The organism is Spirillospora sp. NPDC000708, from assembly GCF_040299565.1.
GTDB lineage: Bacteria > Actinomycetota > Actinomycetes > Streptosporangiales > Streptosporangiaceae > Spirillospora.
Map to the genome: position 1 here is coordinate 1 of NZ_JBEPCJ010000060.1, position 26,653 is coordinate 26,653.

At 72.9% G+C, this 26,653-nt stretch carries 27 protein-coding genes; 14 read left to right on the forward strand and 13 right to left on the reverse strand.

From position 1 onward, the window contains the following. Nucleotides 1-773 precede the first annotated feature (773 nt). From ABT299_RS33705 to ABT299_RS33720, 4 genes are all read right to left on the reverse strand, one after another. Nucleotides 774-1,922, reverse strand: a complete 1,149-nt coding sequence (locus ABT299_RS33705) for an NAD(P)H-dependent flavin oxidoreductase (protein ID WP_190866138.1) — start codon at nucleotides 1,920-1,922, stop codon at nucleotides 774-776. A gap of 49 nt (nucleotides 1,923-1,971) precedes the next feature. Next, nucleotides 1,972-2,373 (reverse strand): Zn-ribbon domain-containing OB-fold protein, encoded by a 402-nt coding sequence (locus ABT299_RS33710; RefSeq protein WP_500253208.1) that lies wholly within the window; start codon nucleotides 2,371-2,373, stop codon nucleotides 1,972-1,974. Nucleotides 2,374-2,376: 3 nt separating this feature from the next. Further along, nucleotides 2,377-3,537: a thiolase family protein gene (locus ABT299_RS33715; RefSeq protein WP_190866134.1), complete on the reverse strand. Its 1,161-nt coding sequence runs from the start codon at nucleotides 3,535-3,537 to the stop codon at nucleotides 2,377-2,379. Nucleotides 3,538-3,619: 82 nt separating this feature from the next. After that, nucleotides 3,620-4,597, reverse strand: coding sequence for a GlxA family transcriptional regulator (locus tag ABT299_RS33720; protein ID WP_500253209.1), 978 nt, complete (start codon nucleotides 4,595-4,597; stop codon nucleotides 3,620-3,622). 102 nt (nucleotides 4,598-4,699) lie between these two features. On the opposite strand from ABT299_RS33720, the gene ABT299_RS33725 reads away from it, so the two are divergent. Further along, a complete protein-coding gene (locus ABT299_RS33725) occupies nucleotides 4,700-5,353 on the forward strand; it encodes an HD domain-containing protein (protein WP_387019300.1) in 654 nt (217 codons plus the stop codon). Between the two features lie 119 nt (nucleotides 5,354-5,472). Then, on the forward strand, nucleotides 5,473-6,117 hold the full coding sequence (locus ABT299_RS33730) for a TetR/AcrR family transcriptional regulator (protein WP_433137922.1): 645 nt from the start codon (nucleotides 5,473-5,475) through the stop codon (nucleotides 6,115-6,117). A 146-nt stretch (nucleotides 6,118-6,263) separates the two neighbouring features. Here ABT299_RS33730 and ehuA read toward each other — a convergent pair whose 3' ends face one another. The 9 genes from ehuA to pip all read right to left on the reverse strand — a co-directional run bounded on the left by ehuA (nucleotide 6,264) and on the right by pip (nucleotide 14,381). Beyond that, nucleotides 6,264-7,160 (reverse strand): ectoine/hydroxyectoine ABC transporter ATP-binding protein EhuA, encoded by an 897-nt coding sequence (gene ehuA, locus ABT299_RS33735; RefSeq protein ID WP_190866128.1) that lies wholly within the window; start codon nucleotides 7,158-7,160, stop codon nucleotides 6,264-6,266. Beyond that, nucleotides 7,147-7,800: an ectoine/hydroxyectoine ABC transporter permease subunit EhuD gene (gene ehuD / locus ABT299_RS33740; protein WP_500253210.1), complete on the reverse strand. Its 654-nt coding sequence runs from the start codon at nucleotides 7,798-7,800 to the stop codon at nucleotides 7,147-7,149. Before ehuD ends, ehuA begins: the two co-directional genes overlap by 14 nt. Then, nucleotides 7,800-8,516, reverse strand: coding sequence for an ectoine/hydroxyectoine ABC transporter permease subunit EhuC (gene ehuC / locus ABT299_RS33745; protein WP_190866124.1), 717 nt, complete (start codon nucleotides 8,514-8,516; stop codon nucleotides 7,800-7,802). The genes ehuD and ehuC overlap by 1 nt, the downstream gene beginning before the upstream one ends. 3 nt (nucleotides 8,517-8,519) lie before the next feature. After that, entirely contained in the window at nucleotides 8,520-9,413 is an 894-nt protein-coding gene (gene ehuB, locus ABT299_RS33750; protein WP_190866122.1) for an ectoine/hydroxyectoine ABC transporter substrate-binding protein EhuB, read from the reverse strand. 116 nt (nucleotides 9,414-9,529) lie between these two features. Beyond that, the gene (gene thpD, locus ABT299_RS33755; RefSeq protein ID WP_190866120.1) at nucleotides 9,530-10,438 is read right to left on the reverse strand and encodes an ectoine hydroxylase; all 909 of its coding nucleotides are present in this window, start codon (nucleotides 10,436-10,438) and stop codon (nucleotides 9,530-9,532) included. Beyond that, the gene (locus ABT299_RS33760; RefSeq protein ID WP_190866117.1) at nucleotides 10,435-10,830 is read right to left on the reverse strand and encodes an ectoine synthase; all 396 of its coding nucleotides are present in this window, start codon (nucleotides 10,828-10,830) and stop codon (nucleotides 10,435-10,437) included. Before ABT299_RS33760 ends, thpD begins: the two co-directional genes overlap by 4 nt. Before the next feature lie 53 nt (nucleotides 10,831-10,883). Beyond that, nucleotides 10,884-12,146, reverse strand: a complete 1,263-nt coding sequence (gene ectB, locus ABT299_RS33765; protein ID WP_387019310.1) for a diaminobutyrate--2-oxoglutarate transaminase — start codon at nucleotides 12,144-12,146, stop codon at nucleotides 10,884-10,886. Between the two features lie 135 nt (nucleotides 12,147-12,281). Further along, entirely contained in the window at nucleotides 12,282-12,830 is a 549-nt protein-coding gene (gene ectA / locus ABT299_RS33770; protein WP_190866113.1) for a diaminobutyrate acetyltransferase, read from the reverse strand. A 582-nt stretch (nucleotides 12,831-13,412) separates the two neighbouring features. Beyond that, entirely contained in the window at nucleotides 13,413-14,381 is a 969-nt protein-coding gene (pip, locus tag ABT299_RS33775; protein ID WP_190866112.1) for a prolyl aminopeptidase, read from the reverse strand. Between the two features lie 499 nt (nucleotides 14,382-14,880). Here pip and ABT299_RS33780 point away from each other — a divergent pair, with 499 nt between their 5' ends. The 12 genes from ABT299_RS33780 to ABT299_RS33835 all read left to right on the forward strand — a co-directional run bounded on the left by ABT299_RS33780 (nucleotide 14,881) and on the right by ABT299_RS33835 (nucleotide 26,507). Then, complete coding sequence (locus tag ABT299_RS33780; RefSeq protein WP_500253211.1) at nucleotides 14,881-16,344, forward strand: hypothetical protein; 1,464 nt, start codon at nucleotides 14,881-14,883, stop codon at nucleotides 16,342-16,344. 180 nt (nucleotides 16,345-16,524) lie between these two features. Beyond that, nucleotides 16,525-18,198: a CTP synthase gene (gene pyrG / locus ABT299_RS33785; protein ID WP_190866108.1), complete on the forward strand. Its 1,674-nt coding sequence runs from the start codon at nucleotides 16,525-16,527 to the stop codon at nucleotides 18,196-18,198. Beyond that, nucleotides 18,195-18,860, forward strand: coding sequence for an NUDIX domain-containing protein (locus ABT299_RS33790; RefSeq protein ID WP_190866106.1), 666 nt, complete (start codon nucleotides 18,195-18,197; stop codon nucleotides 18,858-18,860). The genes pyrG and ABT299_RS33790 overlap by 4 nt, the downstream gene beginning before the upstream one ends. 349 nt (nucleotides 18,861-19,209) lie before the next feature. Further along, nucleotides 19,210-20,124, forward strand: coding sequence for a site-specific tyrosine recombinase XerD (gene xerD / locus ABT299_RS33795; RefSeq protein ID WP_190866104.1), 915 nt, complete (start codon nucleotides 19,210-19,212; stop codon nucleotides 20,122-20,124). Nucleotides 20,125-20,322: 198 nt separating this feature from the next. Further along, on the forward strand, nucleotides 20,323-21,189 hold the full coding sequence (locus ABT299_RS33800) for a ParA family protein (RefSeq protein ID WP_347257048.1): 867 nt from the start codon (nucleotides 20,323-20,325) through the stop codon (nucleotides 21,187-21,189). Continuing rightward, nucleotides 21,171-21,629, forward strand: a complete 459-nt coding sequence (locus ABT299_RS33805) for a hypothetical protein (RefSeq protein ID WP_190866100.1) — start codon at nucleotides 21,171-21,173, stop codon at nucleotides 21,627-21,629. Before ABT299_RS33800 ends, ABT299_RS33805 begins: the two co-directional genes overlap by 19 nt. A gap of 28 nt (nucleotides 21,630-21,657) precedes the next feature. Then, nucleotides 21,658-22,434: a SecDF P1 head subdomain-containing protein gene (locus ABT299_RS33810; protein ID WP_500253212.1), complete on the forward strand. Its 777-nt coding sequence runs from the start codon at nucleotides 21,658-21,660 to the stop codon at nucleotides 22,432-22,434. Nucleotides 22,435-22,557: 123 nt separating this feature from the next. Further along, nucleotides 22,558-23,472: a segregation and condensation protein A gene (locus ABT299_RS33815; RefSeq protein WP_500253213.1), complete on the forward strand. Its 915-nt coding sequence runs from the start codon at nucleotides 22,558-22,560 to the stop codon at nucleotides 23,470-23,472. Then, complete coding sequence (gene scpB, locus ABT299_RS33820; protein WP_500253214.1) at nucleotides 23,465-24,172, forward strand: SMC-Scp complex subunit ScpB; 708 nt, start codon at nucleotides 23,465-23,467, stop codon at nucleotides 24,170-24,172. Before ABT299_RS33815 ends, scpB begins: the two co-directional genes overlap by 8 nt. Continuing rightward, the gene (locus tag ABT299_RS33825) at nucleotides 24,169-24,900 is read left to right on the forward strand and encodes a pseudouridine synthase (protein WP_190866094.1); all 732 of its coding nucleotides are present in this window, start codon (nucleotides 24,169-24,171) and stop codon (nucleotides 24,898-24,900) included. Before scpB ends, ABT299_RS33825 begins: the two co-directional genes overlap by 4 nt. Before the next feature lie 39 nt (nucleotides 24,901-24,939). Further along, entirely contained in the window at nucleotides 24,940-25,302 is a 363-nt protein-coding gene (gene aroH, locus ABT299_RS33830) for a chorismate mutase (protein ID WP_190866092.1), read from the forward strand. An 89-nt stretch (nucleotides 25,303-25,391) separates the two neighbouring features. Next, nucleotides 25,392-26,507 carry a prephenate dehydrogenase gene (locus ABT299_RS33835; RefSeq protein ID WP_190866090.1) on the forward strand — a complete coding sequence of 372 codons (1,116 nt, stop codon included), beginning with the start codon at nucleotides 25,392-25,394 and terminating at the stop codon, nucleotides 26,505-26,507. The last annotated feature ends 146 nt before the right edge of the window (nucleotides 26,508-26,653 follow it).

Below are 26,653 nucleotides of genomic sequence, written 5' to 3' on the forward strand. Positions count from 1 at the left end.
TGGACGAAGTCCATCGCGAAGCGACGCCGAAGGCGCCCTTGACTTTGGAGGGGCGGCCCCGTACGCAAGCGCCACCCCACCACCCGAACACCCCTATCGCCGATTCTCCCGGACTTGAAATTCTCGGATTCTTTATCTCAGAGCTAACGCTGAACCCTGCGCCCTCGAACTTTGTGATCATTCGGCTTTCTGGCATGCTCTCGCGCAGCGTTTGGCTGTCCCGGTGCCGTATGGCGGACGCTCTCGTTAGCAATCGCCCGGACAGTCGGCGCGAAACCGCTGCGTTCGACCCGTTCACGGCGGTCACGGAACGCGGCGTCCGCGTTGAGAACTCCGCGATTCTCGTGGCATCCGTCCGGCGGCGTGTCCGGCGTTCGTTGGCTGCGGTCGGGTCGACATGGAGTCGGCTGAGGCGTGCTGCCAGGCCCGGGCGGTCAACACCTACCTGCACCAGTGTCTGCATGCGGAGATCGGGCCTCGCGTCGGAACTTCTGTGGGTCCTGATCGGCGCTGACACAAGTGAGCACTGCCGCTGGGGCCTGGGCTGCGGTGGCCAAATGGCCAAATGGCCAGGTGGCAGGGCGGCCAGGTGGCAGGGCGGCCGGGTGGTTGGTTGTCGGCAGGGCGTAGTGGCGTGCTGTTGCTGTTGCGCTGGTGGTCGTCGTGGCGGAGCGTGGGGGCCAAGGCCCCCACGCGCCTTGCCAGGGCAGAAGGTGCTTGCTGCCGCAGAAGCCGGAGCAACCGCCGGACCGGCCGCGCAGGGTGGGGGGCGGTCAGTCGGCGGAGGTGATGGCGTTGAGGCGGTCGACCGCGTCGGCGAACTCCTCGACCATGTCGTAGACGACCTGGCGGGCGGGTTTGACGGTGTTCATCAGGCCGACGCACTGGCCGACGAAGTAGTTCGCGAGCGCGCGGGCGCCGGGGTTGCCGGACTCGGCCACCTTCGTGATCTGCCGCATGGCGCCCTCGGCGACGATCATCTGCAGCGGCATCCCGAGCGCCCCGGGGCTCTCGGGGCCCTCCCACTCGTCGGTCCAGGCGGACCGGAGCTGGCGGGCGGGCTTGCCGGTGCGGGACCGCGACCGGATGGTGTCGCGGGACGTGGCGGCGAGCATCTTCTCCTTGACGGCGGGCGCCGTCTCGGCCTCCTCGGTGGTGAGCCAGACGGAGCCGCACCAGACGCCGGACGCGCCGAGGGCGAGCGCGGCGGCCATCTGGCGGCCGGTGGCGATGCCGCCGGCGGCGAGGACGGGCACCGGGGCGACGGTGTCGACGACCTCGGGGACGAGCACCATCGTGGAGATCTCGCCGGTGTGCCCGCCGGCCTCGCCGCCCTGCGCGATGACGAGGTCGACGCCGGCGGCGACCTGGCGGCGGGCGTGCTCGGCGGTCCCGACGAGCGCGGCGACGGGGATCCCGGCGGCCTTGGCCTTCTCCACCATGATCGGGGGCGGGGTGCCGAGGGCGCTGGCGATGAGCCGGATGGGGTGGGCGAGGGACACGTCGATCAGCTCGGTGGCGCCCTCCTTGGTGACCGAGGTGCCGCCGCGCGCGTTGGAGCGCTTGGCCTTCTCGAAGTCGGGCAGGGGGACGTCGTACTTGGCGAACAGGCCGATGAGGAAGTCCCAGTGCTCCTGCGGGACCGCGGCGAGCATGGTGTCGAGGCCGCCCTCGCCGCGTCCGGCGCGCTCGGCGGATTCGTCGATCTTGGCGGGGACGAGCACGTCGACGCCGTAGGGGCGGCCGCCGACGTGGTCGTCGATCCAGCGCAGCTCCTCTTCCAGCCGGTCGGGGGTGTAGGCGACGGCGCCGAGGACGCCGAAGCCGCCGGCGTTGGTGACGGCGGCGACGACGTCGCGGCAGTGGCTGAAGGCGAACAGCGGGAACTCGATCCCGAACGTGGCGCAGACCTCGGTGTTCATGCCCCCGACGCTAATGGACCGAACGCCATTCGGTCCAGGGTCCGGTGGGTCAGCGGGCGGGGCGGAACAGCACGTACGACTCGCCCTCGTCCGGGTGCTCGAACTCCGCGCGCAGCGGCAGCCCCTCGTGCAGGTCGCCGCCGGAGACACCGTCCAGCCGGGCGTACATCCACGGGCCCTCGGCCAGTTCGACGAGCGCGAGGTGGGCGGGCGGCGGGGCGGTGCCGTCCTCGGCGGGCCGGCCGTGGGTGACGGTCCAGGTCACCAGGGTCGCCGCGCCGCTCGCGTCGGCCCAGGCCAGGGCCTCCTCGCCGCATTCGGGGCAGCCGGAGGCGTCGGGCGCGTACCAGCGGTCGCACGCCTCGCAGCGCCTGATGACGAGCCTTCCGGCGGCGGTGCCGTCGAAGAACGGGTCGGTGCGCCCGTCGCGCCGCAGAACGCCGATCTCCATCGGTCAGGCTCCCTTCGGGTGCGGGCTGACGATCAGGGTGGAGTGGTGGTCGAGGATGCCGCCGTTGCCGCTGACGAGGACGACGTCGTTGGACGGCGCCTGCCGCTCCCCGCCGTCGCCGCGCGCCTGGATGACCGCCTCCGACAGCGGGGTGAACCCCCACATGTAGTACGCCGACAGCTGCCCGCCGCCGGTGTTGGTGGGCAGCGACCCGCCGGGGCCGAGCGCGCCGGACGCGGCGAACGCGCCGCCCTCGCCCTTGGCGCAGAACCCGTAGTCCTCCAGGGACACGAGGACGGTGTAGGTGTAGCAGTCGTACAGCTCGCACACGTCCACGTCGGACGGGGTGATGCCGGCCATCTTCATCGCGGTGGCGCCGGAGGAGGCGGCGCCGGTGGTCAGCCCGAAGTCGCTGCCGCGCTCCTTGCGGTGCCCGGGGTGGCCCTGGCCCCATCCCCACAGGTGGACGGGCGGGCGGGCGAGGTCGCGGGCGCGGTCGGCGCTCGTGACGATCACCGCGATCGCGCCGTTGGAGACCAGGCAGCAGTCCAGCAGGTGCAGGGGTTCCGACACCCACCGCGACGCCTGGTGGTCGGCGAGGGTGATCGGTTCGCGCATCTGCGCGAGGGGGTTGCGCGTCGCCCATTCCCGCGTCGAGACGGCGATGGCGCCGAGCTGCTCGCTCGTCGTCCCGTAACGGGACATGTGCCGCTGCGCCGCCAGCGCGTAGAAGGAGTTGACGCTGCGCAGCCCGAGGGCCGCCGTCATGCCGCCGTACCCGTACCATTCGCGGGCGCTGCGGTCGTAGGCGGAGCCCGCCGACTGCTTCGGCTTCAGCGGCGCGTCGGCGAACACGCACGCGACCGTGGTCGCGGCGCCGCTCATGACGGACATCGCCGCGTGCGCCACCATCGCCCCGGCGGTCGCGCCGAAGGCGTTCATCTGGGTCAGCAGCCGCAGGTCCCGCAGGCCGAGCGTGTCGGCGAGCTCGATCCCGGGCGAGCCGCCCATGCCGTGGCTGACCAGCAGCCCGTCCAGGTCGGCCAGGCCGAGGCCGGCGTCGGCGGCGGCGAGCCGCACCGCGTCGGCGGCCAGCCGGCGCGGGCTGCGCCCGTACACCCTGCCGAGCTCCGTCATTCCCAGCCCGGCGATCGCAGCGCTCATTCGTCGCATCCCTCCCCGCATCGTCACCGCCACGGTACCGAACAGCATTCGGTACGCGGGCGGGCGGGTCGGCGGCGGACGGTCAGTCCCCGGCGGACCGCGCGCGGAACGCGCCCCGGTAGGCCAGCGGCGAGGCGCCGACCCGGCGGGCGAAGTGCGCGCGCAGGGTCACCGGCGATCCGAACCCCGCCTCGGCGGCCACCCGCTCGACCGGCAGGTCGGTGTCCTCCAACAGTTGCTGGGCGCGCCGCACCCGCGCGTGCGACAGCCACTGCTGCGGGGTCGTCCCGGCCTGCTCCCGGAACCGCCGGGTCAGCGTCCGGACGCTGCAGGACGCCTGCCGCGCGATCTCGTCCAGCGCCAGCGGGCGGTGCAGGTTCGCCTCCAGCCAGGCGAGCGTCGGCTGCAGCGCCGCCCCGCCGTCCGGCGGCTCGTCGTGCCGGATGAACTGCGCCTGACCGCCGTCGCGCTGCGGCGGCATGACGATCCGCCGGGCCGTCCGCGCCGCCGCCGCCGAGCCGTGGTCGCGGCGGACGATGTGCAGGCACAGGTCCACGCCCGCCGCGACGCCCGCCGACGTGAGAACCTGCCCGTTGTCGACGTACAGGACGGACGGGTCCACCTCTACATCCGGATACCGCCGCGCCAGAGCGCGCGCGTAGTACCAGTGCGTCGTCGCGCGGTGGCCGTCCAAGAGGCCCGCCGCGGCCAGGACGAACGCGCCGACGCAGATGGACGCGACCCGGGCGCCCCGCGCCGCCGCCGACCGCAGCGCGTCCAGGATCTCGCCGGGCGGGTCGTCCGTGACGCCCTCGTGGCCGGGGACGACGATCGTGTCCGCGGTGGCCAGCGCGTCCAGGCCGTACGGGGCGTCCACGCGCATCCGGCCGAGCGCGGGGGAGGTGCGCGCGCCGCCCGGCGGCGTGCAGACCCGGACGTCGTAGAGCGGGTCGCCGCCCGCCGTGGTCGTCGTCCCGAACACCTGGCCCGGCGTCGCCAGGTCGAACGCCACGACGCCGTCCAGCGCGAGCACGGCGACGACATGCGGTTCAGCGGCCATGGCCAGAACGTAGCGCACATCGGCGGTCCGGACACTGGCCGGGGCGCCGGGCGGCATCGGACGATCGGTGCCGTACCCGAGCACCGTGTCCAAGGAGCCTTCGTGTCCGACCGTTTCGCCGAGTTCTCGCTGCCCGACACCGACCTGACCCGCGCGGCGTACGACCTGGTCTTCGCCGCCGGGCCGGCGGCCCTCGCGCACCACTGCGCCCGCACCTACCTGTTCGCCCGCGCCATCGGGGAGGCGAGGGACCTGCGGCCCGGCGCCGACTACGACGACGAGACGCTGTTCCTGGCGTGCGTCCTGCACGACCTCGGCCTGACCGAGCAGGGCGACGGCGGCCGGCGCTTCGAGGTGGACGGCGCCGACCTCGCCGCCGGGTTCCTCGCCGGGCACGGGTACGACGGCGAGCGGACCCGCGTCGTGTGGGAGGCCATCGCCCTGCACACCAGCCGGGGCATCGCCGATCGCATGCGCGCGGAGATCGCCCTCACCCACGCCGGGACCAGCGCCGACGTCGCCGGCGTGGGCGCGGACCGGATCCCCGGCGGCGTCGCCGAGCGGGCGCACGCCGCGTTCCCCCGGCTGGAGCCGGGCTGCGGGCTCGCCGAGATCATCGTCGGGCAGATCGCCGCGAACCCGGCCAAGGCCCCGATCGGCTCGCTCCCGTACGAGCTGGCCCGCCAGTTCGGCATCGCGATCCCGCAACCGCGCTGGACGGACCTCACCGCGGCGGCCTGGTCCGGCGTCGCCTGACCCTCACCGGGTCCACCGCCCCCGAAACCCGGAGTCGGCGATCGCGGCCCGGCGCGCGGCCGCGCGCCCGGCCGCGCGCCGGGCCGGGATCAAAACGGACCCGGCTACGCTGGCGGGCGATGGCCGCCGTTCCCCCCGAGAACATGCTCGCCCGCGTCCTCGCGTACGACCATGACGCGGACCCGACCAGCGCGCGCGTCCTCGACGCCGCGCTGGAGCAGTTCGCCGAGTTCGGGCTGCGCCGCGCCTCCATGGAGGACGTCGCGCGCCGCGCCGGGGTCGCCCGGATCACCGTCTACCGCCGGTTCGCGTCCAAGAACGCGCTGGTCGAGGCGGTGCTGCTGCGGGAGGTGCGGCGTTTCCTCGAGGTGTTCACCGCCGCCATGGAGGGCCTGCCGGACGTCTCCGACCGGGTCGCGGAGGGGTTCGTGGTGACGCTGCGGCACGCCCGCGGGCACGGGCTGTTCCAGCGGCTGATGGCGACGGAGCCGGACGCGCTGCTGCCGTTCCTGACGGTCGACAGCGGCCCGTTCCTCGCGGCGGCGCGGACGTTCCTGGCCGGGGTGCTGCGCGCCGCGGACGGCGTCGCGCCGGACGTCGCGGAGGACGCCGACGTCACCGCCGAGACGCTGATCCGGGTGATGCTGTCGTTCGTGCTGGCCCCGGACGGGTGCGTCCCGCTGGACGACGACGACCGCGCGCGCCGCTACGCCCGCCGCCACCTCGCGCCGATGATCACGCGCCGGCCGCCCGCGGCACCCTGACGGCGTCCGGACGGTGCCCCGACGGCGTCCCGGCGGCGTCCTGAAACGGGGATCGCCCGCGTCCCCGGGGCGACGGGGACGCGGGCGATGTCGAACGAGACGAGACTAGTCCCTGTCCGGGCTCCCGCTGAGGAGATCGGCGCCGCTCACGACGCCAGCACCGCCTGCAGGAAGTCGCGGGTGCGCTGCTCGGCGGGCTCGCCGAAGATCCGGTCCGGCGGGCCCTCCTCGACGATCTGGCCCTGGTCGAACATCAGCACCCGGTCGGAGATGTCCTTGGCGAAGGCCATCTCGTGCGTGACGCACAGCATCGTCAGGTCGCTCTCGCGGGCGATGTCGCGCAGCAGGTCCTGCACGCCGACGACCAGCTCCGGGTCCAGCGCGGAGGTCACCTCGTCCAGCAGCAGCACCTTCGGCTGCATGGCCAGCGCCCGCGCGATCGCGACCCGCTGCTGCTGCCCGCCGGACAGCTGCGAGGGGTGCGCGTTCTCCTTGTCGGACAGCCCGACCATGTCCAGCAGGCCGCGGGCCCGCTCGACCGCCTCGTCCTTGGACGCCCCGAGCACCCGCACCGGCCCCTCGGTGAGGTTGCGCAGCACGTTCATGTTCGGGAACAGGTTGAACTGCTGGAACACCATGCCGACCTGCTTGCGCATCTCGTGCAGGTGCTTCTGGTTGGCCGGGACGCGGCGCCCGCCCTTGTCCATGTGCCAGAGCGTGTCGTCGCCGATCCAGATCAGCCCGTCGTCGAGCTTCTCCAGCGTCATCAGCAGCCGCAGGATCGTCGTCTTGCCCGATCCGCTCGGCCCGATCAGCGTCACCCGCTCGCCGGGCTCGACGGCGAAGTCCAGCTCGCGCAGCACGGTGTTGGAGCCGAACCGCTTGACGACCTTCTCGAAGCGGATGCCGGGCGCGTCGCCCCGCGGCAGCGCGGCCGCCGCGCCGCCGCCGTCCTCCTTGCGGACGCCCTGCTTCCCGACGGAGACGCCCGGGGACTCCTCTTCGGGCGTGGGGGCTTCCGGTGTGGTGTCAGTTGGTGGCATAACGCCTCTCCAGGCGGCGGACGAGTATCGAGGAAATGACGCTGACGATGACGAACAGCAGGCCCACCAGCGTGACCGGCTCCAGGAACCGCAGGCTCCGCGAGCCCACCTGGTACGCCGACATCAGCAGCTCCGTCACGTTGATCGCCAGCAGCAGCGGCGAGTCCTTGAACATCGCGATCAGGTAGTTGCCCAGCGTCGGGATCACCCGCCGGATCGCCTGCGGCAGGATCACGTCCAGCCACATGCGCGACCGCGGCAGGTTCAGCGCGGTGCACGCCTCCCACTGCCCGCGCGGGATGTCGGAGATCCCCGCCCGGTACACCTCGGCGGTGTAGGTCGAGTAGTGGATCCCCAGCGTGATGATCCCGGCGGTGAGCGACCCGATCGTCAGGCCCCACGACGGCAGCACGTAGTACACGAAGTACAGCTGCGGGATCAGCGGCGTCGACCGGATGAACTCGGTGACCCACCGCACGGTCTGGGCGACGACGACGTTCGGGGTGCGGCGCAGCATCGCCCACACCAGGCCGAGGAGCACCGCGATGACGTAGCCGGCGAGCGTCGCGATGACGGTGTAGCGCAGCCCGTCCAGCAGGTCGGGGATGATGTCGCCGGTGTAGTTCCAGTCCCAGTTCATCAGCCGGCCACCCCCGCTCCGGGGGCGCCCGCCGCGACCGTCCCGAGGTCGGGCTCACGGGAGGAGCGGCGGCCGAGCATCCGATCCACCCGCCGTTCCGCGTAGCGCACGAACAGTTGCAGCACCTGCGCGATGACGAAGTACAGCACCAGCGCGACGGTGAACGACCAGACGGTCTGCCCCGTGCTGCCCTGCACGTTCTTGGAGACGTGCGTGATGTCGACGAGGCCGACGAGCGAGACGATGGCGGTGCCCTTCATCAGCTCGATGAGCAGGTTGCCGAACGGCGGCAGCATCAGCGCGAACGCCTGCGGCAGCAGGACGCGCCGCATCCGCTGCGCGGGCGTGAAGTTCAGCGCGACGGTCGCCTCGTACTGCGCCTTGGGGACGGCCTTGATCGAGCCGCGCACCACCTCGGCGCCGTACGCGCCGACGTTCATGCCGAGCGCGAGGACCGCCGCGAACAGGGTGGTGAACCGGAGGCCGATGAGGGGCAGCGCGTAGAAGAACCAGTAGAGCAGCACCAGCGTCGCGGTGCCGCGGAAGAACTCCACGTACACCCGGTTCAGCGCGCGGACCCACCCGCTGCGGGCGGTGCCCGCGAGCCCGAAGAGCAGCGCGAGGACCAGCGCGAGCACACCGCCGAAGACGGTGAGCCGGAAGGTCAGCCACGCGCCCTCCAGCCACTGGTGATAGCTGTCGAGGACCTGCGACACAGGTCAGCCCTGGCAGAACTTGGCGGCGGTGTCGTCCGGGCTCGGCATCTCCGCCTGGGTGAACCCGAACGGCTGCAGGATCGGCAGCAGCTGGTTGCTCTTCTCCAGCGCCGCGAGCTGGGTGTTCCAGGCGTTCAGCAGGTCGGAGTCGGCCTTGCGGAACACGAACGCGCCGGCGCCGAGCTGCTCCTTGCCGTCGATGACGGGCGTGAACGCGTCCGTCACCTCGTACTTGCCGTCCTGGTGCTTGGACAGCAGGTCGGCCAGCGAGATGCGGGTCAGCCAGATGCAGTCGATGCGCCCGGACTTCAGGCCCTCGTAGGCGCTGGCCTGGTCCTGGAACGTCTTGATGTCGCTCTTCTTGACGCCGCTCTTCTCGGCGTAGCCCTGCTCGACCGCGCCGGTCAGCACGCCGACCCGGACGCCGGCCTTCGCCGGGTCGTTCTGGTTCTTCAGGTTCTTCGGGTTGCCCTTCGGCACCATGAAGGCGCTCTTGGCGACGTACTCGGGGTTGGCGAACGCGGCGGACGCGCACCGCTCGGGGGTGATGAACATGCCGGCGGCGATCGCGTCGAACCGCTTGGCGTTGAGGCCGCCGATCAGGCCGCCGAAGTCGACCTGGACGCCCTCGACCTTGTCGATGCCGAGCTTCTTGAAGATGGCGCGGGCCAGCTCCGGCGCCTCGCCGGTCAGCTTGCCGTCCTTGTCGGTGTAGCCGTAGGGGGCCTCGTTGGCGAACCCGACGGTGATCTTTCCGGCCTTCTTGGCCTTGTCGAGGGTGCCGCCGCCGGAGACCTCCTTGTCCGGATCCGTCGTGGAGCAGCCCGCCGCGGCCAGGGGGACGGCGGCGGACAGCAGAACGGCGGTGCGGAGGAAGTCGCGTCTCGAGGAAGTCATCGTTGAACTCCTGCAGGGGAGGGGGTGGACCCGCGCCCGCGGGGGGCCGTGGAGAGCCCCCCGCGGGCGCGGGACCTGTCGTCGGGGATATCCAGTTGGGAGCGGGGGTGCGCGGGTCAGTCGCGGACGGGGGTGAAGTCGCGCGCCCCGATGAACGGCGGGCGCGGTGCCGGAGCGGAGAACGGCTCGACGCACGTGTTCTCGACGCTGTTGAAGACGATGAACACGTTGGAGCGCGGGAACGGGGTGATGTTCCCGTTCGAGCCGTGCATGCAGTTGCAGTCGAACATGGTGGCCGAGCCCGCGGGCCCGGTGAACAGCTCGATCCCGTGCTTGTCGGCCAGGATCGACAGGCTGTTCGGGTCGGGGGTGCCGATCTCCTGCCCGCGCAGCGACTCCTTGTAGTGGTCGGACGGGGTCTCCCCGACACAGGCCACGAAGGTCTTGTGCGAACCGGGCATGATCATTAGCCCGCCATTGTGCACGAAATTCTCCGTGAGCGCGATGGAAATGCTCACCGCGCGCATCCTCGGCATGCCGTCCTCGGCGTGCCAGGTCTCGAAGTCGGAGTGCCAGTAGAAGTCCTTGCCGGTGAACCCCGGCTTGTAGTTCACCCGGCTCTGGTGCACGTACACGTCGGAGCCGAGGATCTGCCGGGCCCGGCCGACCACGCGCGGGTCGCGGACGAGCTGCGCGAACACCTCGCTGATCTTGTGGACCTCGAAGATGGAGCGGACCTCGTCGGAGCCGCGCTCGGTGACCGTGCGCTCGTCGGCCAGGATGGCGGGGTCGGAGGCGAGCCGGCGCAGCTCGGCGCGGTAGTCCTCGACCTCCTCCGGCGCGAGCAGCTGCTCGACGGACAGGAAGCCGTCGCGGTCGAAGGAGTCGAGGGTGGCGGCGTCGACGGGGCCGTCGCCGGGCCCGCCGTAGACGACCGGGTCCTGCCGGTACAGCAGCGCCGCCTCGGCGGCCTTACGGGTGGGGTAGGCGTCGTCGATCGACGGGTGCGACTCGATGATGCTCATGCGTCCTCCTCGGTGAGCAGCGGATAGACCCCGTTCTCGTCGTGGACCTCCCGACCGGTGCAGGGGGGATTGAAGACGCACACGGTCCTGACGTCCGTGTGGGCGCGAAGGGTGTGGTGCTCGTGCCCGTCGAGCAGGTACATCACGCCCGGCTTGATCTCGTGCTTCTCGCCCGTCTCGTCGTTGGTGAGCTCGCCCTCACCCTCGACGCAGTAGACGGCCTCGATGTGGTTCGCGTACCACATCCTGGTCTCGGTGCCCGCGTACAGGATCGTCTCGTGCAGCGAGAACCCCACGCCCTCCTTGGCCAGCACGAAGCGGCGGCTGCACCAGGTCGGCGCCTGCACGTCGCGCTCGGTGCCGATGATCTCGTCAAGGGAGCGAACGATCATGGATTCCTCTTTTCCGGTGTGTTACGGGGCGGCGGTGCGGCCCGGCGGCCGGGTCAGACCGACACCTTGGTGCGGACGGCGTCGACCGACTCGGCGATGATCTCCAGGCCGTGGGCCAGCTCGGTCTCGGTCGTGGTGAGCGGCGGCAGCAGCTTGACGACCTCGCCCTCGGGGCCGGAGGTCTCCATGAGCAGCCCGCGGGAGAACGCCTCGGCGCACACCTGCGGCGCGGTCTCCGGGTCCTTCATCACCAGGCCCCACGCGAGGCCGCGGCCGCGGACGGTGTCGATCGCGCCGGCGTGCGCGAGCGCGATCTCCTCCAGCGCCGTCTGGACCTGCTGGCCCTTGGCGAGCGTCTGCTTCTCCATGCCCTCGCCGGTCCAGTAGTCCTCCAGCGCGGCGATGGCGGTGACGAACGCCGGGTTGAAGCCGCGGAAGGTGCCGTTGTGCTCGCCGGGCTCCCACACGTCCAGCTCGCGCTTCATGAGGGTGACCGCGAACGGCAGCCCGTAGCCGCTGAGCGACTTGGACAGGCAGACGATGTCCGGGGTGATCCCGGCCTCCTCGAAGCTGAAGAACGGGCCGGTGCGGCCGCAGCCCATCTGCACGTCGTCGACGATCAGCAGGATGTCCTGGCGGTGGCACAGGTCCTGCAGGCCGCGCAGCCACTCGGCGGTGGCGACGTTGATGCCGCCCTCGCCCTGCACCGTCTCGACGATCACGGCGGCGGGCTTGTCCAGGCCGCTGCCGCTGTCGTCGAGCATCGTCTCGAACAGCAGGAAGTCGGGCGTGCGGCCGTCGAGGTAGTTGTCGTACGGCATCGCGACGCCGTGCCCGAGCGGCACGCCGGCGCCGGTGCGCTTCATCGAGTTCCCGGTGACCGCGAGCGCGCCGAGCGTCATGCCGTGGAAGGCGTTGGTGAAGCTGACGACGGTCTCGCGTCCGGTGAACTTGCGGGCCAGTTTCAGCGCCGCCTCGACCGAGTTGTTGCCCGCCGGGCCGGGGAACTGGACCTTGTAGTCGAGGCCCCGCGGCTCGAGGACGTACTCGTTGAATCGTTCCAGGAAGTCGCGCTTCGCCGTGGTGTACATGTCGAGGCTGTGCACAATGGCGTCGCTCGCGAGATAGTCCATCAGGCGGCGTTTCAGCTGAGGGTTGTTGTGTCCGTAGTTGAGGGTTCCCGCGCCGGCGAAGAAATCGAGGTAGCTGCGACCGTTCTCGTCGGTGATGTGGGAGCCCTGTGCGGTGCTGAACACCGTGGGCCAGCCCCGGCAGTAGCCGCGGACTTCCGATTCCATACGGGCGAAGACGTCCATGATCTGCCTCCGGCAGGTCGGGGGTGGGAGCGGTTCGGGCGAGACGCCGGTGCCGGGCGGCACCGGCCGGATGCGGTACGGGTCGGGAACGGACTCGGAGCGGGTCCGGCCGGCGGCGGTTCCGCCGGCCGCGGGTCAGGTCGCGGGGCCGAACGGGCCGATCCGGAAGAGCACCTCGGGCTCGTGTCCGCCGCCGGGGAAGTGCTCGGCGCCGAACAGCGGCTCGCGGGTCAGGTCGCAGCCGCGGGCCCGGGCGAACGAGGCGAACATCGCCTCCGACGCTGTGTTGTCCGGAGTCACGGTGGCCTCCATGAAGCGGTGGCCGCGTGCCGACAGCCGGTCGCCGAGGCGGTCCAGCATGCGGCGTGCCAATCCCTGCCCCCGATGGGCGTCGTCAACCGCCACCTGCCACACGAAGAAGGTGTCGGGGCGGGACGGCCGGACGTAGCCGGTGACGAAACCGCAGACTCCGCCGCCGTCGCGGGCCACCACGGAGGTGTCGGCGAAGTCGCGGCACCAGAGGGCGTAGCTGTAGGGCGAATTGACGTCCAGGACCTTGGAGTCCCGGGCGATCCGCCACAGTGCGGGGCCGTCGGTGAGGCTCGGCTCCTGGAGTTGCACGTCCTCGCTCGTCTCGTCCGTTTCGGGGCGTCGGGTCGGTGATTCCAGGGGTTGCGGTGCCATGTCCAGGCAACTTACCGAATCTCGCCGAGTGATCGTTCCGTAATGTTATCGTCAGGATGTTTAGCCTGGCGGGCAGCGGGTATGGCAGTTCGCTTGCCAAATTCGGAGTAATTTCGGCCGACCGTTCTCGGAGCGGTGGCGCGCCATTCCCTGCGATACGCAGGAGGTACTGGCGACTTCGCGGACGGACGCGCGGAGCGCCTTCCTGAACGCAACCTTAATGTTCCGCGCCCGCCTGCCGCGCGTTTTTGTGTATCGGTTGTGTGAGGTAAGTCACTCAGATTCAATGACAACGGGAGGGGTGCGGTCGGCGTCACCGCGCATCGCGGGAGGTCGAGCCGCCGCGCGGGGCCGTGGGGCGGATGTGGGCCAAGACGTTGAGGCGGGCCCTGTGAGCCCCGGGTCCATCACCTTCAAGCGGGTGACAGCCTTGCCGCCGGGTAAGGCAGGGTTAGCGGACCGGTAAGGATTAGAGCGGTCCGGAGGCATTTCGGACACGGCCGGGACCCGGCGCGAGCGCGGGATCCCGACCGTGTTCCGGTCATGCCGTGGAGGCGATCGACGTGCGTCCGAAACGGCGGCTCAGCCGGCCTGCGCGAAACGGTCGGTCGCTTCGACGAGCCGGTGCAGGATCCCCGGCTCGCTGTAGGCGTGCCCCGCGTCGTCCACGATGTGGAACTCCGCCTCCGGCCACGCGCGGTGCAGGTCCCACGCCGTCGCCGCGGGCGTGCACACGTCGTAGCGGCCCTGCACGATCACGGCAGGGATGTGCCGGATCCGGTCCACGCCCCTGATCAGCTGCTCGTCCTCGAAGAACCCCTCGTTCATGAAGTAGTGGTTCTCGATCCGCGCGAACGCGACCGCGTAGTCCGGCTCCCCGAACCCCTCCGCCATCTCCGGGTCCGGGCGCAGCGTCAGCGTCGAGCCCTCCCACGTCGCCCACGCCTTCGCCGCCGCGACCCGCACGTCCCGGTCGGGGGAGTTGAGCCGCTCGTGGAAGGCGGAGATGAGGTCCTCCCGCTCGTCCTCCGGGATCGGCTCGACGTACTTCTCCCACAGGTCGGGGAAGATGAGCGACGCGCCCTCCTGGTAGAACCAGTACAGCTCGAACGGCCGCAGCGTGAAGATGCCGCGCAGCACCAGCTCGGTCACCCGCTCCGGATGCGTCTGCGCGTACGCCAGCGCCAGCGCGCTGCCCCAGCTCCCGCCGAACACCAGCCACCGCTCGATGCCGAGGTGCTCGCGCAGCCGCTCCATGTCGGCGACGAGATGCCAGGTCGTGTTCGCCTCCAGGGAGACGTCCGGGTCCTTGGCGTGCGGCAGGCTCCGGCCGCAGTTGCGCTGGTCGAACAGCACGATCCGGTACCGCTCCGGGTCGAACTGCCGGCGGTGCGCGGGACTGCACCCGCCGCCCGGCCCGCCGTGCAGCATCACCGCCGGCTTCCCGTCCGGGTTCCCGCAGACCTCCCAGTGGATCCGGTTGCCGTCGCCGACGTCGAGCAGCCCGGAGTCGTAGGGCTCGATCGGCGGATACAGGGTGCGAAGCTCCATGCCGCGGATCATCCCACCCGGCGGCCGGGTCCGCGCTTTCCCGCGCGGCGCGGTGTGACCCGTGGCACCGTTGTGGGGGCGGCAGGGGGCCCGCACCGGGTGTGACCAGGCGTGCGGCCCCCGTCCGCACCGAGAGCCGAGCACGAAACTAAACCCCAAACTGGGCAAACGTTCCGCTGGTCGGCACTAGAGTGCCTTCAGTGAGCGGAGCGACGAGCCCAAGGGCGAGGAGTGACGCGAGCGCCATGTCCATGACAGCCCCCGCGGAACACGGCCCCCGGACGGAGCCGTCGGCGAGGAGACGTGAGCGAAGTGACGAGCCGCGAGGCGAGGAACGCAGCGACCCGAGGGGGCGTCCCGGCGCCCCGCTCGAACGTCTCCGGACCACGAGGCGAGGAGACCAGTGAGTGAGCTGAACGGATCGGGTGGTTCGCGCGGAGTCCCGGACGCGGGTTCTCCCTGGCCCGCGATGGGGCGTGACCCGGGCCGCGGGTCCGACGTGCCCGTGCCTGCCGCCCAGCAGCCGATCCAGATGGCCAAGCCCCAGCAGCCCGGCCAGGGCGCGGACGCCGCACGCCCCGAGGGCGAGCAGCCCGAGGCCCAGCCCTGGGACATCGTCGAGCGGCTGCGCCAGATGGCCGACCTCATCGGCGACGCGCTCGCCGCCGGCGAGCGCAAGGTCAGCGAGGCGCAGAACGAGGCCGCCTCGCAGGTGGCGGCGATCCAGGCGGAGAAGGAGTCGGCGCAGCGCGACGCGGCCGCCGCCTGGGGCGAGGTGCAGCGCGCGCGGGGCCAGGCCGAGCAGGCCGACCGCCGCGCCGTGGACGCCGAGCGCCAGGTGGCCGAGGCCGAGCGGCGCGCCGGCGAGGTGCAGAACGAGGCCGTCACCCAGATCGCCGCCCTGCAGCAGGAGAAGGAGGCCGCGCAGCGCGACGCCGCGGCCGCCTGGAACCAGGCGCAGCAGGGCCGCGCCCAGGCCGACCAGGCGCGCGGGCAGGCCGAGCAGGCCCGCGTGCAGGCCGACCAGGCGCGCGCGCAGGCCGAGCAGGCCCGTGCCCAGATGGAGCAGGCGCAGGCCCAGGCCGAGCAGGCCGAGCGCCGCGTCGCCGAGGCCGAGGCCACCGTCCGGCAGGCGATCCAGCAGCGCGACGCGATGAGCGAGGCCCGCGACGACGCGCTGCGCGCCGTCGAGGACGCCGTCGGCGGCCGCCGCTCCGCCGAGGCCGAGCGCGACCGGGTCGCCGAGCAGGCCTCAGAGCTGTCGCGCGCCCTGGAGGCCGCGCACAGCGAGCTGTCGGCGCTGCGCTCCAAGGTGACCGACGCGGAGATGACCGCGCAGAACCTGCAGCACGCCGTCGTCGCCGCCGGCAAGGAGGCCGACGAGACGCGCCGCCGCGCGCAGGAGTCCGAGCGCCGCGCCCAGGAGAACGAGCGCCGCGCGCAGGAGGCGGAGCGGCGCGCTCAGGACGCCGAGCGCCGCGCGCAGGAGGCCATCACCCGCGCCGAGGCCGCCGAGGCCGAGCGCCAGCAGGCCCTGGACACCGCCGCGCAGTCGCTGGAGGCCGCCAAGAAGGCCGAACGCGAGCGCGACGCCAGCGCCAAGGCCCGCGAGGCCGCCGACCGCACCCGGGAGGCCGCGGTGCAGTCGCAGGCGCGCGCCGAGTCGGAGCTGACCCTCGCCCGGGGCCGCGCCGACCAGGCCGGCCGGGAACGCGACAAGGCGGTCGCCGGGATGCGGCAGATGGCCGCCGAGCGCGACGCGGTCGCCGAGAAGCTCGCCGAGCGCGACCAGTGGGTCGACCAGCTCGCCCAGGCCGTCACCGAGCAGCGCGCGCAGATCGCCGAGCTGTCCCAGGAGCGCGACGCCGCCCGGCAGGCCGCCGACCAGGCCCGATCCCTGATCGACGAGCTGACCCGCCAGCTGCGCACGATCATGCCCACCGCGGCGACCCCGCGGCTGTGAGAATCCCCCCGGCCCGCGGGCCGGGGGGCGCGGGCCGCCCGCCCCACACCCTCTGACCAGGGGGAGCGGGGCACGCCCGGGATGGCGCACCCGTGCCCGGCTGTTATCCTGGTGGCCCGTGGACAGTGCGGTACCGAGCACGTCGGATCGCCGCCTCGCAACGACCACGGGAGCGCCTTCTTGCCTTCGGCAGCCACTGGTAGATCACGTCCTACCAAGCACCTCTTCGTCACCGGCGGTGTCGCCTCCAGCCTCGGCAAGGGACTGACGGCCTCCAGCCTGGGGCGGCTTCTCACCCTTCGCGGGCTGCGGGTCACCATGCAGAAGCTGGACCCCTACCTCAACGTCGACCCCGGCACCATGAACCCGTTCCAGCACGGCGAGGTGTTCGTCACCGACGACGGCGCCGAGACCGACCTGGACATCGGCCACTACGAGCGGTTCCTGGACACCGAGCTGCACGGGTCCGCGAACGTCACCACCGGCCAGGTCTACTCCAACGTGATCGCCAAGGAGCGGCGCGGGGAGTACCTCGGCGACACCGTGCAGGTGATCCCGCACATCACCAACGAGATCAAGGACCGCATCCGCGGGATGGCGGACGACACCGAGGTCGACATCGTCATCACCGAGGTCGGCGGGACCGTCGGCGACATCGAGTCGCTGCCGTTCCTGGAGTCGGTGCGGCAGATCCGACACGAGATCGGCCGCGACAACTGCTTCTTCCTGCACGTGTCGCTGCTGCCCTACATCGGCCCGTCCGGCGAGCTGAAGACCAAGCCGACCCAGCACTCGGTCGCCGCGCTGCGCTCCATCGGCATCCAGCCCGACGCGATCGTGTGCCGCTCGGACCGGCCGATCACCGACGGGCTCAAGCACAAGATCAGCCTGATGTGCGACGTGGACCGCGAGGCCGTGGTGTCCGCGGTCGACGCCGCGTCCATCTACGACATCCCGAAGGTGCTGCACGCCGAGGGCCTCGACGCCTACGTGGTGCGCCGGCTCGGGCTGCCGTTCCGGGACGTCGACTGGGGCGCCTGGGACCGGCTGCTGCGCCGCGTCCACAAGCCCGCCCGCGAGGTCACGATCGCGCTGGTCGGCAAGTACATCGACCTGCCCGACGCCTACCTGTCGGTGACGGAGGCGCTGCGGCACGGCGGGTTCGGCAACGACGCCAAGGTGCACATCCGCTGGGTGAAGAGCGACGACTGCGCGACCCCCGAGGGCGCCAAGCGGGAGCTGGACGGCGTCGACGGCGTGCTGATCCCCGGCGGGTTCGGCGTCCGCGGCATCGAGGGCAAGCTCGGCGCGATCCGGCACGCCCGCGAGAACCGCGTCCCGCTGCTCGGCATCTGCCTCGGCCTGCAGTGCATGGTGATCGAGGCGGCGCGGACGCTCGCCGGGCTCGCCGACGCCGGCAGCGCCGAGTTCGACGCCACCACCGCGCACCCGGTGGTCGCGACCATGGCCGACCAGGTCGACGTGGTCGCCGGCGAGCGCGACATGGGCGGCACGATGCGGCTCGGCCTCTACCCGGCCGACCTCGCCGACGGGTCGGTGGTGCGGGAGCTGTACGGGGAGGCGAAGGTCTCCGAGCGGCACCGGCACCGCTACGAGGTCAACAACGCCTACCGCGACCGGCTGGAGGAGGCGGGGCTGCGGTTCTCCGGGCTGTCGCCCGACGGCCGGCTCGTCGAGTACGTCGAGCTGCCCCGCGAGGCCCACCCGTTCTTCGTCGGCACCCAGGCGCACCCGGAGTTCCGGTCCCGGCCGACCCGCCCGCACCCGCTGTTCACCGGCCTGGTCTCCGCGGCGATCGACTACGCCGACGCGCGCGCCGCGGACGCGTCGTGACCGCCGGCCCGGGGACCGGCCCCGAGCTCGGCCCGGACGACGTCCGCGACCGGCCGGAGCGCTGGAAGGTCGTCGAGGAGTCCACCGCGTTCGCGGGGCGGGTGTTCAACGTCCGCCGCGACCGCGTCGAGATGCCGAGCGGCCCCGGCGGCGGCACCGAGATCGTCGGCCGCGACGTCATCGAGCACCTCGGCTCCGTCGGCGTCCTCGCCCTCGACGACCGCGACCGGGTGCTGCTGCTGCGCCAGTACCGGCACCCCGTCGAGCGGCTGCTCTGGGAGGCGCCCGCCGGTCTCCGCGACGTCGCGGGGGAGCCGCTGCGCAAGCTCGCGGAGCGGGAGCTGCTGGAGGAGGCCGGGTACCGGGCCGCCCGCTGGGACACCCTCGTCGACGTGTTCCCCTCGTCGGGCATGTCGGACGAGCGGAGCCGGATCTTCCTCGCCCGCGACCTCACGCAGGTGCCCGCCGAGCAGATCGACTTCGAGCGGGTGCACGAGGAGGCCGACATGCCGGTGGTGTGGGTGCCGCTGGACGAGGCCGTCCGCAAGGTCCTCGCGGGCGACGTGCACAACATGATCGCGTGCGTCGGGATCCTCGCCGCGCACGCCTCGCGCGCCTCCGGCTACCGCGACCTGCGCCCCGCCGACGCCCCGGAGGACTGACACCGGCCCCGGCGACCGCGACGCGGAACGCCCCGCCTCCCGATACGGGACGGCGGGGCGTTCCGCGTCCTTCGCGTTCGGTGGGGGCGGCGCGGCCGGGTCGGGACGGCGGCGGTGCGAAACGCGACACGGCCGCGCCGCAGACCCCTGCGCGGCGCGGCAGGAGGGGGCATGATGGGCACGTCGCGACCCGCCTCGAGCGACCCGACCGAGCCGACCCCGACCGAGCCGACCGACCGTCAGAAGAGGTGCCGCACTGTCCCCGAGCACGACCCGCCGGTCCGCCGAGCGGCCCCCCGCACCGGACGCCGGCCCCGAACCGGGCACCGGCTCCGCGCTCGAGTCGGCGGTGCGCACCTACCTGGGGCACCTGGCCGTCGAGCGCGGCCTCGCCGCCAACACCCTGTCGTCCTACCGCCGCGACCTGCGCCGCTACGTCCGGGTGCAGGAGGGCCGTGGCCGCGCCTCCGTCGCCGACATCACCGAGGACGACGTCCGCGCGTTCCTGATGGGCCTGCGGGAGGGCGACGAGGAGCACCCGCCGCTGTCGGCCGGGTCGGCGGCGCGCGCGCTCGTCGCCGTCAGGGGGCTGCACCGGTTCGCGCTGCGCGAGGGCCTCGCGTCCGACGACCCCGCGCACGACGTCAAACCGCCGACGCCGCCGCGGCGGCTCCCCAAGGCCATCACGCTGGAGGAGGTCGAGCGGCTGCTCGCCGCGGCCGCCGGACCGTCCGACGGCGACGCCGGCACCGCCCGCGGCCTGCGCGACCGCGCGCTGCTGGAGCTGCTGTACGGGTCCGGCGCCCGGATCTCCGAGGCGGTCGGCCTGGACGTCGACGACCTCGACCTCGCCGACGGGTTCGCCCGCGTCGCCGGCAAGGGGGGCAAGGCCCGGATCGTCCCGATCGGCGACTACGCGGTGCGGGCCGTCGACGCCTACCTCGTCCGCGCGCGCCCCGAGCTCGCCGGCGCCGGACGCGGCGGCCCCGCGCTGTTCCTGAACGCCCGCGGCGGGCGGCTGTCGCGGCAGGGCGCGTGGATGGTGCTGCGCGCCGCCGCCGACCGGGCGCGGCTGTCGCAGGTGTCGCCGCACACGCTGCGGCACTCGTTCGCCACCCACCTGCTGGACGGCGGCGCCGATGTGCGCGTCGTCCAGGAATTGCTCGGACACGCCTCCGTGACGACCACGCAGGTCTACACTCTGGTGACGGTCCAGCTGCTGCGCGAGGTGTACGCCACATCGCATCCGCGTGCCCGGAGCTGAGCGTTCAGCCGCGCGCACCGCGCAGGCCGGGACGCACGGCCGTGCCCGCCGCGACAAATGTCGACACTCGGCGCGCGTCGGCTTGAGACGCAGGGGACGGGGCCCTAGAGTCCCCGTTCTGGACGGCATTCCCGGCCGCCGGGGAGGGATCTGGTGACCAGCACGAACGGCGGGCATGGAGTCCTCTCCTCCGCCACCATAGAGACCGATCCGAGTCGGGCCCTCGGCCCGACTCAGCGACCCGTGCCCGTCTTTCCGGAGCCGGAGCCGCTGGCGGAGCACGGACCCGCCCGCATCGTCGCCATCTGCAACCAGAAGGGCGGCGTCGGCAAGACCACCACGACGATCAACCTGGGCGCCGCGCTCGCCGAGTACGGCCGCCGGGTGCTGCTCGTCGACTTCGACCCGCAGGGCGCCCTGTCGGTCGGCCTCGGCAAGGGCGACCCGCGCCAGCTCGACATGACGATCCACAACCTGCTGCTCGAACGCGACACCGAGTGGGAGGACGTCGTCCTGGAGACCGGCGTCGACGGCATGGACCTGCTGCCGAGCAACATCGACCTGTCCGGCGCCGAGGTCCAGCTCGTCCACGAGGTGGGCCGCGAGTACATCCTGCAGGGCGCGCTGAAGTCCGCGGTCCCGCACTACGACTACATCCTGATCGACTGCCAGCCGTCGCTCGGCCTGCTGACCGTGAACGCGCTGGCCGCCAGCGAGGGCGTGCTGATCCCGCTGGAGTGCGAGTACTTCGCGATGCGCGGTGTCGCGCTGCTGATGGAGACCATCGACAAGGTGCAGGGCCGGATCAACCCGGGCCTGGTGATCGACGGCGTGCTCGGCACCATGTACGACTCGCGGACCCTGCACACCCGCGAGGTCCTCGGCCGCATCGTCGAGGCCTTCGGCGACAAGGTCTTCCACACGGTCATCAACCGCACGGTACGGTTTCCTGACGCGACCGTCGCCGGGGAGCCGATCACGTACTTCGACCCGAACTCGATGGGCGCGAACGCATACCGGGGTCTGGCGCGGGAGGTGCTCGGAAGGTGGGCTCACGTCGGGTAAGGCTGCCCGGTGTCGATGAGATCTTCCGGCCCACCGCGCCGCCGCCCGGCCCCGCTCCCGGCCCGCCCGGCGGCCCGCCCGCACCCGGGCGCGCCCGGCCGGAGCACGCCGTCCCCGAGTACGCCGTCCCGGACCACACCGCTCCGGAACGCGCCGGGGCGGAGCGCGCGGTGCCGGGCACCGGCCCGTCCCGGCTCGCGGTGCCGGACGCCGGGCGCCGCCCCACCGGACGCCAGCGCCACGACTCCAAGATCACCGTGTACATCTCGTCCGACGAGCTGCTCGCGCTGGAGCAGCTGCGGCTGCGGCTGCGCGCCGACCACGCCCTGCCCGTCGACCGGGGCCGGCTGGTCCGCGAGGCCGTCGCGGCGATGATCGGCGACTTCGACGCCCACGGCGAGCACAGCACGCTCGTCCGGCGCCTGCGCGACATGTCCTGACCGCCATCCCCGCACGGTAGGGATCAGCATGGCCCAGCCCCCCGGCGAGCCGCCCGAGCCGTTCCGGCCCCCGCCGCCCATCTACGCCCCGCCGCCCTCGGGCGAGGGCCCGCCGCCCCCGCCGTACGCGCCGACGCCGCCGGCCGGCATGCCCCCACCGGCCGGGATGCCCCCCGCCGGACCGCCTCCGCCCGGAGCGGCGCCGACCGCCTACCCGCTGCCCGGCGCCGGCGCGCAGTACCCGCCGCCCGCCCGGCCCTCGCGCCGGACGCCGCTGATCATCGGGGGCGTCGCCGCGCTCGTCCTCGTCCTCGTGGTTGCCGGTGTGGCCGTCTTCCTGGCGACCAGCGGCGGCGACGGCTACGACGGCGGCCCGACCGACCTCCGGCAGCCGATGACGCTCCAGCAGGTCGCGGCGGTCACCCAGGCGCCCTGCGCGGCCGGGACGCTGCCGGAGGCGTCCGGGACGTCCTGCTACCGGCTCGCGGGCGGCGGCATGACCGTCCGCCGCGTCGAGCGCATGAAGGTCGAGCCGCCGTCCGGCGGGTCCACGTCCTGGACCATCCAGATCGGCCTCAGCAAGGCGGACGCGCGGGCCTTCGCCGGGCTCACCGGGACGGCGGCGCAGCAGCAGCCCGGGACGCCCGGGCAGCAGATCGCGATGGTCGTCGGCGGGCGGGTGCTGTCGGCTCCGGCGGTCACCGACGGCCCCATCACGGGCGGCTCGGTGCAGATCACCGGCTCCTTCACCCGCGTCCAGGCCGAGGACCTCGTCGCCCGGATCGCCGGGCGCCGCCCCTCCTGACGGGCGCCCCGCCCGCGCCCCGCCGCCGGGCGCCCGCACCCCGCCGGGCATGGGACGATGTGGCCGGTGAGCATGTTGCCGGGGAGCACGGGACGAGCGGCGTCCTCCGCTACCGTGAGCGACGTGGACGAGACGGCGCCGGAGCAGAGCGAGGGCGAGGGGCAGCGCGAGGGCGAAGGCCAGCGCGAGGGCGAGGAACACGGCGAGGGGCAGGGCTTCCGCGTCCACCTCGACAACTTCGACGGCCCGTTCGACCTGCTCCTCGGGCTGATCTCCAAGCACAAGCTCGACATCACCGAGGTGTCCCTGCACAAGGTCACCGACGACTTCATCGCCCACATCCGCTCCTACGGCAAGGACTGGGACCTCGACCAGGCCAGCCATTTCCTGCTCGTCGCCGCGACCCTGCTGGACCTGAAGGCGGCGCGGCTGCTGCCGTCCGGCGAGGTCGACGACGAGGAGGACCTGGCCCTGCTGGAGGCCCGCGACCTGCTGTTCGCCCGGCTGCTGCAGTACCGCGCGTACAAGGAGGCCGCGCAGGTGCTCGCCGCCCGGATGGCCGACGCGGGCAGGCGGTTCCCGCGCGTGGTGCCGATGGAGCCGAAGTTCGCCAACCTGCTGCCGGAGGTGCTGCTCGGCCTCGGCCCGGAGGAGTTCGCCCGGCTCGCGGCCAAGGCCCTCGCCCCGAAGGCGCCGCCCTCGGTGTCGGTCGAGCACATGTACCAGCCGAAGGCGAGCGTCAAGGAGCAGGCCGAGATCGTCGTGGAGAAGCTGCGGCGGCTCCGCAAGACCACGTTCCGCGTCCTGGCGTCCGACGCCGACGGCACCTACGAGGTCGTCGCGCGGTTCCTGGCGCTGCTGGAGCTGTACCGGGAGCGGGCCGTCACGTTCGAGCAGCTCGAACCGCTCGGTGAGCTGCACGTCACGTGGACCGGCACCGACGAGGGCGACGTGGCGGTCGGCGACGACTACGAGGGCTCCCGCGAGGCCCGGGACGCGGCCGACAAGGACGGGAAGGACGAGGACGACGATGACTGAGGGACCCGGCCCGGACACGCCGGAGGAGCGCCCCCCGCAGGACGCGCCCGACGAGCCCCAGGCCGAGGCGCCGCAGGCGGAGGCCCCGCCCGAGGCTCCGGACGCGGACGCGCCGGATGAGGCTCCGGAGGAGGCGTCCGGCGCCGGCGGCGAGGGGCAGCCGGGCCTGCGCGCCTCGATCGAGGCGATCCTGCTGGTGGTGGACGAGCCGGTCGCCGAGATCACCCTGGCGCAGCTGCTGGAGCGGCCGCGCGGCGAGGTCGCCGCGACGCTGCGGGAGCTGGCCGCGGAATACACCGAGCAGGGCCGCGGGTTCGACCTCAGGGAGGTCGCCGGCGGCTGGCGGTTCTACACCCGGGACGTCTGCGCCCCGGTGGTGGAGCGGTTCGTCACCGACGGCCAGCAGGCCCGGCTGACGCAGGCCGCGCTGGAGACCCTCGCGGTCGTCGCCTACCGGCAGCCGGTGAGCCGGGCGCGGGTGTCGGCGGTCCGCGGCGTCAACAGCGACGGCGTGATGCGGACGCTCACGCTGCGCGGCCTGATCGAGAACGCCGGCCAGGAACCGGAGACCGGCGCGCACCTGTACCGCACCACCGGGTACTTCCTGGAGCGGCTGGGGCTGCGCGACCTCGGCGAACTGCCGGAGCTGGCCCCCTTCCTCCCCGACGACCTGCCAGAAGACATAGTTGAGGAAACGTGACTGACAACGAGGGCGTGCGGCTGCAGAAGGTGCTGGCCGAGGCCGGGATCGGCAGCCGCCGCCACTGCGAGGAGCTGATCGGCGAGGGCCGCGTGACCGTCGACGGCAAGCGGGTGTTCCGGTTCGGCGAGCGGGTCGACCCGCAGCGGGCCGTGATCCACGTGGACGGCAAGCGGGTCGAGACGCGCGCCGAGATGCGGTACTACATGGTCAACAAGCCGCGCGGCGTCGTCAGCACGATGTCGGACGAGCGGGGCCGCAAGTCCCTGGAGGACTACGTGGACGTGCCGGAGCGGCTGTTCCACGTCGGCCGGCTAGACACCGACACCGAGGGCCTGATCCTGCTCACCAACGACGGCGAGCTCGCCCACCGGCTCACCCACCCGAGCTACGGGGTGTTCAAGACCTACCTCGCCGAGATCCACGGGCCGATCCCGCGCGATCTCGGCAAGCGGCTGCGCGCCGGGGTGACGCTGGACGACGGCCCGGCCAAGGCCGACAAGTTCCGGGTGTTCGACCAGGTCGGCAAGCGGGTGCTGGTGGAGATCACCCTGCACGAGGGGCGCAAGCACATCGTGCGGCGGCTGCTGAAGGAGGTCGGGTTCCCGGTGCAGCAGCTGGCCCGCATAGAGTTCGGCCCGATCAAGCTGGGCCAGCTGAAGCCGGGCGGGATGCGCGCGCTGACCGTCCAGGAGGTCGGCGAGCTCTACCAGGTGGTCGGGCTGTAGGCCCGGCGCCGCGATTCAGGCGAGACGGAGAGGGACGACGTGGCGGTACGCGCGGTCCGCGGGGCGACGCAGGTGGACGCCGACGACCGGGAGGAGATCCTGGCGGCGACGGCCGAGCTGGTGAGCGAGGTCATGAGCCGCAACGGGCTGACGACCGACGACGTGATCAGCGTGCTGTTCACGGCGACGCCGGACCTGACGGCGGAGTTCCCGGCGCTCGCGGCGCGCAAGCTCGGGTTCCAGGAGGTGCCGCTGATGTGCGCGAGCGAGATCGCCGTGCCGCACGCGCTGCCGCGGGTGATCCGGCTGATGGCGCACGTCGCGACGGACCGTCCGCGCGCGGAGGTCCAGCACGTGTACCTGCGCGGCGCCAAGGCGCTCCGCCTGGACATCGCGCAGTAGCGCCCGAGCGCAGCGAGGCATGTGCGGGGCGCGGTGGCGCCCGGCGGGGCAGGCGGTCGCAATGATCAGCGGAACGATGATCAGGCGGGATGGGGCGCAGTAGGGTGACGGGCGTGGACGAGGACGTGGTGGGCCGCATCGTCGTGGTCGGGACGGGCCTGATCGGCACGTCGATCGCGCTGGCGATGCGCGAGCGCGGCGCCGAGGTGCTGCTGACCGACCGGGACGCCGCCGCCCTCGCGCTGGCGGTCGAGCTGGGCGCGGGAACGGCGCTGCCGGGCGGCGCGTCCGCGGAGCCTGCGGACCTCGCGGTGCTGGCGGTGCCGCCCGCGGCGGTCGCGGTGACGCTGCTGGACGCGCAGAAGCGCGGTCTGGCCACGGCGTACACGGACGTCGCGAGCGTGAAGGCGCTGCCGCTGGCGCAGGCGGCGGAGCTGGGCTGCGACCTGTCGACGTTCGTGGCGGGGCACCCCCTCGCCGGCAGCGAGCGGTCGGGGCCGGGCGCGGCCCGCCCGGACCTGTTCCTCGGCCGGCCGTGGGCGCTGTGCGCGACGCCGGAGGCGGCTCCGGAGGCGGTGGCGGCGGTGACGGCGCTGGTGAAGGCGTGCGGCGCGATGCCGGTGGAGGTGGACGCCGCCGAGCACGACCGGGCGGTGGCGCTGGTGTCGCACGGCCCGCACGTGGTGTCGGCGGCGGTCGCGGCGCGGCTGACGGGCGCCGACGACGTGGCGCTGGGCCTGTCGGGGCAGGGCGTCCGGGACGTGACGCGGATCGCGGCGAGCGACCCGCGGCTGTGGATCGGGATCCTGTCGGCGAACGCCGAGCCGGTCGCGGACGTGCTGGAGGCGGTCGCGACGGACCTGGCGGTGGCGGCGTCGCTGCTGCGCGACGGCAGCGAGGGCGCGTCGGCGCACGTCGCGGACCTGCTGCTGCGCGGGAACGCGGGCCGGTCCCGGATCCCGGGCAAGCACGGCGGCGGCCAGTCGGCGTACGCGACGGTGCAGGTGGTCATCCCGGACCGGCCGGGCGAGCTGGCGATGATCTTCCAGGCGGCGGGGGTCGCCGGGGTGAACATCGAGGACGTGACGATCGAGCACTCGCCGGGCCGCCCGCTGGGCGTCCTGGAGCTGGCGGTGGTGCCGGAGGCGGCGGAGAGGCTCGCCACCGAGCTGCGCTCCCGCGGCTGGTCGGTGCCCGGCCGCTAGCCGGGCCGCGGATCTTGCGGCGGGCCGCGGTGGTGCGCGCGGGCCGGTAGCCTGATGCGCTGGGCCCCCGCGAGGGAAACGCTCGCGTTCCGCCGCCCGCCCCGCCCGCCGCCCGCCCGCGCCGGCGGGCGCTTCGACGCCGACGA